The sequence below is a fragment of the Actinomycetospora sp. genome, from assembly GCF_055612215.1.
In genome coordinates this window covers 1-4,942 of record NZ_JBVPVA010000037.1, presented here as the reverse complement: position 1 = coordinate 4,942, position 4,942 = coordinate 1, and the positions used below count along the sequence as shown (strand labels likewise).

Annotated in this window: 5 protein-coding genes; 4 read left to right on the top strand and 1 reads right to left on the bottom strand. The window is 74.8% G+C overall.

Going from position 1 to position 4,942, the window contains the following annotated elements; genetic code table 11:
- The 4 genes from AC0CYZ_RS00835 to AC0CYZ_RS00820 all read left to right on the top strand — a co-directional run.
- A partial coding sequence (locus AC0CYZ_RS00835; protein WP_472211157.1) for a fatty acid desaturase family protein occupies positions 1–509 on the top strand: 509 nt, incomplete at its 5' end.
- Positions 510–564: 55 nt separating this feature from the next.
- Complete coding sequence (locus AC0CYZ_RS00830) at positions 565–2,259, top strand: adenylate/guanylate cyclase domain-containing protein (protein WP_472211154.1); 1,695 nt, start codon at positions 565–567, stop codon at positions 2,257–2,259.
- Positions 2,260–2,270: 11 nt separating this feature from the next.
- A complete protein-coding gene (locus AC0CYZ_RS00825) occupies positions 2,271–4,076 on the top strand; it encodes a potassium channel family protein (RefSeq protein ID WP_472211151.1) in 1,806 nt (601 codons plus the stop codon).
- A complete protein-coding gene (locus tag AC0CYZ_RS00820; RefSeq protein WP_472211148.1) occupies positions 4,073–4,369 on the top strand; it encodes a Dabb family protein in 297 nt (98 codons plus the stop codon). The genes AC0CYZ_RS00825 and AC0CYZ_RS00820 overlap by 4 nt, the downstream gene beginning before the upstream one ends.
- 16 nt (positions 4,370–4,385) lie before the next feature.
- Here AC0CYZ_RS00820 and AC0CYZ_RS00815 read toward each other — a convergent pair.
- On the bottom strand, positions 4,386–4,942 hold a 557-nt coding region (locus AC0CYZ_RS00815), incomplete at its 5' end, for an aldo/keto reductase (RefSeq protein WP_472211145.1).

The window sequence follows — 4,942 nt, the reverse complement described above, 5'->3', positions numbered from 1 at the left end:
TCCGCAACATCTGGTCCTACGCGATCATCTTCTGCGGGCACTTCCCCGACGGCGCCGAGGTGTTCACCGAGGAGGAGCTGGAGAACGAGACGCAGGGCGAGTGGTACCTGCGCCAGCTGCTCGGGTCGGCCAACTTCACCGGCAGCCGGCTGATGCACATCATGTCCGGCTCGCTGGGCTACCAGATCGAGCACCACCTCTACCCCGACCTCCCGTCCAACCGGTACCCGGAGATCGCGGAGCGCGTCCGGGCGCTGTGCGAGAAGTACGAGCTGCCCTACACCACGGGCTCGTTCCCGCGGCAGTTCTGGCAGGCCACCCGCTCGATCTGGCGGCTCTCGCTCCCGGCCAAGAAGCTCCGCGAGGCCAACGAGCGCCGGCAGGAGCTCGGTCTGCCCCGGCCCGGCGCGGCGAAGTCCACCGGCCCGGACACGATGGAGACCCCCCAGCGTCCGCCGATGCCGACGAACACGCCGGGAATGCCCGCCGCGTCCGGATCGGACAGCTGACGCCTCGACCACACCACCCCCGCGGGGCGGGGGTGCGTGGTTACCGTCGGGAACCGTGACCCGACGCCCACCGGACGACGCGACCGGGCCCGCGGCACCGCCCGCGGGCCCGCCGTCGCGCGCCGGTGAGCGCGGTGAGGGGGCCGCCGAGGCGCCCAGCGACGTCGCGTTCCGGACGAAGGCGGTCGCCGGCGCGCTGATCGTCGTGGCCAACCTCGTCGGCGCGGGCCTGCTCGTCGGGCTCGCCGGGTGGGTGCTCCCGTTCCGGGTGCTCGTCGCCGACCAGACGGACGCGCTGCGCGTCAACCTCCTCCTGTTCGGCGTCTACGCCCCGCTCGGCGCGGCCATGGCGTTCGCGGTCGGCTGGTCCTGGATGCGCATCCCCGACCCGCCGGGCCCCGGGGCGTCCGAGGCCGCCCGCGACCGGCACCGCGTCCGGGCACGCCGGGTGGTCCTGCGGGCGCCGCTGCGCCTCGCGGTGGTGCAGGCGGTGCCGTGGCTGGTCGGCGTGCTGCTGTTCGCCGTGGTCGACGCGCGCTGGTCGGCCACGCTGGCGGTCGCGGTCGCCTGCATGATCGCGCTGGGCGCGATCACGACCGTCACGGTCGCGTACCGGCTGACCGAGCTCGCGCTGCGCCGCGAGGTCGCGCGGGTGTTCGTGCTCCAGCCGCCCAGCGGGAACGGGCTGCCCGGCGTCGCCCTGCGCTCGCTCGGCACCTGGGTGATGGGCACCGGCGTCCCGCTGCTCGGCCTCGTCATCGCCGCCGCGACCTCGCTGGTCTACTCGAAGTACTTCACCGTCGACCGGCTCGGCCTCGTCACCCTCGTGCTGGCGCTGCTCGCGCTCGCCGTCGGTTTCCTCGTCACCGCGCTGACGTCCACCTCGCTCGCCGCCTCGGTGCTCGCGGTCCGCCGCGCCCTGCGCCGCGTCGAGGACGGCGACCTCGACGTCACCGTCGAGGTCTCGGACACCACCGAGCTCGGCCTGCTCCAGTCCGGCTTCAACACGATGGTTGCCGGGCTGCGGGAGCGGGACCGGGTGCGCGAGCTGTTCGGCCAGCAGGTCGGGGAGGACGTCGCCGCCGCGGCGGTGGCCGGCCGGGTCGAGCTCGGCGGCGAGGTGCGCGACGTGGCGGTGCTGTTCGTCGACCTGGTCGGGTCGACCCACCTGGCCGCCACCCGCCCGCCGACCGAGGTCATGGGCCACCTCAACCGGTTCTTCGCCGAGGTCGTCGACGTCGTCGAGGGCCACGGCGGGTGGATCAACAAGTTCGAGGGCGACGCCGCGCTCGCCGTCTTCGGCGCGCCCACCGACCACGACGACGCGGCCGGCGCCGCCCTCGCCACCGCCCGCGCGCTGACCGACCGGCTCGGGCGCGGGGTCGCGGTCCGGGCCGGGATCGGGGTGTCGGCCGGGGAGGCCGTCGCGGGGAACATCGGGGTCGCGCGGCGCTACGAGTACACCGTCATCGGGGACCCGGTGAACGAGGCGGCCCGGCTCTGCGACCTCGCCAAGGGGATGCCCGGGCGGGTCGCGGTCTCGGGGGCCGCCCTGCACCGCGCCAGGCCTGCCGAGGCACGGCGCTGGACCGTCATCGGCACCCGCCGCCTCCGCGGGCGCGAGGCCGACACCGAGCTCGCGGTGCCCGCGGTCCACGGCGCGCGCGCCACGGCGGCCGTCGACGAGGCGGGCACCGCGGAGACGGTGGACGGGCCCGAAAGGGCACGGTCGGGCGTCACGCGCGGTTAGGGTGCGCGCTCGTGACGAGTGCGGGGGCGACACCGTCGGGTCGGCGCACCCAGCGCTTCGTGATCTGCGGGGACAACCTGCTGACGCTGCGCATCGTGCAGGCGCTGCGGCGCCAGGGCAGCGCCGTCGACATCGTCGTCGTCGTGGCCGACCGCACCGGCCGCTACGTCCCGGAGATCGAGCGGTCGCCCGGCGTGCAGCTGGTCGAGGGCGGACGCTCCGACGACGACCGCACCTTCCTCGCCGCCGGGGTGCGCGGGGCGACGGCGGTGGCGCTCGTCGACCGCGAGGACGTCACCAACATCCACCGGGCGCTGCGGGTGCAGGAGATCGACCCCGGCGTGCGCCTCGTCGTCCGGCTGTTCAACACCCGCCTGGGCAGGCGCATCGAGCAGATCCTGCCGACCGCCACGGTGCTCTCGGTGTCCGAGACCGCCGCCCCCTCGTTCGTCGCGCAGGCCATCGGGCGCAACACGCGCCAGCACGTGCGGGTCCCCGACCGGACCTTCGTCGTCGCCGGACGCCGCGAGGTGCGCGACGAGGCCGTCGTGTGCGGGCTCGCCGCCAATTCCCAGACCGGTGCGCGCGGCGGGCCGCGGCTGCTGCCCGAGGACGGGACCGGGCCCGACGCGGCCGACTACGTCCTGGCCGTCGCGGAGTCCCGGGCCCGCGCGACCGACCAGCTCTCCCGGCCCCGCACCGAGCGCCTGCGCAACGTCGCCGACCGGCTCCTCGTGCGGCTGCGCGGCAGCCTCACGCGCCGCCTCGCCCGCGCGACACTCGCCCTGTTCGGGCTGTTCGTCCTGGGCACCATGGCGTTCGCGACGGCCGGCGGGTACTCGCTCGGCGACGCGGTCTACCTCGCGGTGCTCGACTCCGCGGGCGCCGCCCAGCCCGACACCGGCGCCAGCGTCGCCGTCCGGGTCATCCAGGGCTTCGTCACGGTCATCGGCATCGCGATCATCCCGCTGGTGACGGCGGTGGTCGTGGAGAGCGCCGTCAGTGCCCGGGTGGTGGGCAGCGGGCCCCGGCGGATGCCGCGCCGGGACCACGTCGTCGTCGTCGGTCTCGGCAACGTCGGCACGCGCATCGTCAGCACCCTGCGCGAGCGGGGCGTCCCGGTGGTGGCCGTCGAGCGCACCGACGACGCCGTCGGGGTGGCCGCGGTGGCGCGGGCCGGCGTGCCCGTCGTGCTGGGCGACGCGACCCGCGAGCGGGTGCTGCGCGAGGCCGGTGCCGAGGAGTGCCGCGCGCTGGTCGCCGTGACCAGCGACGACGCGACCAACCTGCAGGCCGCGCTCGTCGGGCGGTCCGTCCAGCGCGCGGTGCGCGTCGTGCTGCGCCTGCGCGACGACGACCTCGCGGCGCGCGTGGAGCGGGGCATGGACGCGATTTCGCGCAGCGTGTCCTACGTGGCCGCGCCGGTCTTCGCCGCGGCCCTGCGCGACGGGCAGGTGCTCGCGACGATCCCGGTCGGGCGCCGGATCCTCCTCATGGCCGAGGTGACTGTCGGGCGCGCGTCGCTGATGGCCGGGCTGACCGTGGGCGGGCTGGTCGAGCCCGGCGCGGTGCGGGTCGTCGGGGTCTACCGCGGGGCCGGCCCCGACGCCGTGCTGGAGATCCCGCCGCGTCCGCACCGTCGCCTCAAGGTCGGGGACCGGCTGCTCGTGGTCGCGACCCGGAGCGGGCTGGGCACGGTGCTCGAGCGGTGCGCGTCGCGCTCGGCGCGTGTCGCGGCCGAGCCGTTCCGCCCGTCGGACGAGCTGCCGCCCGACGAGCTGCCGCGCGATCTGACGGACGGCATGCTGACCCCGTGATCCGCAACGTGGTGGTCGGGGTCGTCGCCGACGGGGTGTCGCCGGAGCAGGTCGAGTCCGCCCTCCAGGCGCTGCGCGACCTGCGGGTGGCGGGCCTCGAGTTCACCCTGCTCGCCGGACGGGACCTCGGGCTGCGCCCGGGGAACGCGTCGTACTGCCTCACCGTCGACTTCCCCGACGACGAGGCGTACCGGATCTACGACGCGGACCCCGAGCACAACCGGATCCGTCGCGAGCTGTTCGCGCCGATCAGCACCTCGATCCAGCGCATCCAGTTCGCGCTGCCGGAGTAGCCCCGACGTCGGGCGCCTACGCCACGCCCTCGGGGGACGCGCCGGAGACCTGGATGCCGTCGGCGGTGAGCTTCTCGATCTCGCGGAGGTCCTCGTCGGACAGCTCGACGTCGACCGCGGCCAGCGAGCGCTCGATGTTCTTCTCCGAACGGGCCCCGACGATCGCGACGTCGATGCCGTCCTGGGCGAGCACCCAGGCGATGGCCAGCTGGGAGACCTCGATGCCCTTGTCGGCGGCGAAGTTCTTCAGCCGCTCGATCACCGCGAGGTTGGTCCGGAACTTGTCGCCCTGGAACGCGGAGGCCTGCGAGCGCCAATCCGACTCCTCGAACGTCGTGTTCTCGTCCATCGCGCCGGTGAGGAGCCCGGAGCCGAGCGGGGAGTAGACGAGCGTCCCGATGTCGTGCTCGCGCACGTAGGGGAGCACGCCGGTCTCGATGCCGCGGCGGAACAGGTGGTATGGCGGCTGCAGCGTCTCCACCGGCCGACGGCGGTCGAACGCCGCCATCTGCTCCTCGTCGAAGTTGGAGACGCCGACGTGGCGGATCTTGCCCTCGTCGACGAGCTCCTGCA